The following is a 337-nucleotide window of genomic DNA, read 5'->3' as shown; positions in this document are numbered from 1 at the left end:
GAATGTAGGCCACGCGATCGCCAATGATGCTGCCGATCGGCACGCTGCCAGCGCCCTCTTCCAGTTGCTCGGGCGCAAGGCTGGCAAGCGGCATGACCACGGTTTCCGTCGGGCCATAGGCGTTGAAGAACACCTCGGGCTGGAAGGCCGCACGAATGCGCTGCAAGTGTTCGCCAGTCAGTGCTTCACCGCCGGTGATGCACATGCGCACCGGCAAGGTCTGTTGTTGGGTCGCCAGCCATTGCGCCAACTGGCTGCCGTAGCTGGGCGTGAAGCCCAGGATGTTGATGCGATGAGTGCGGATCAGCCCGCAGATTTCCTCGGCATCCCACTGGCC

At 63.2% G+C, this 337-nt stretch carries 1 protein-coding gene; it reads right to left on the bottom strand.

What is annotated here, in order from left to right; translation table 11 throughout:
* A partial coding sequence (locus HX803_RS32090; RefSeq protein ID WP_178926072.1) for an AMP-binding protein occupies window positions 1–337 on the bottom strand: 337 nt, incomplete at both ends.

Origin of the sequence: Pseudomonas sp. P7548, assembly GCF_013386585.1 — a bacterium.
Classification (GTDB): domain Bacteria; phylum Pseudomonadota; class Gammaproteobacteria; order Pseudomonadales; family Pseudomonadaceae; genus Aquipseudomonas.
Note: the sequence above shows the minus strand (reverse complement) of the source record. Positions and strands in the feature narration are given on the sequence as shown.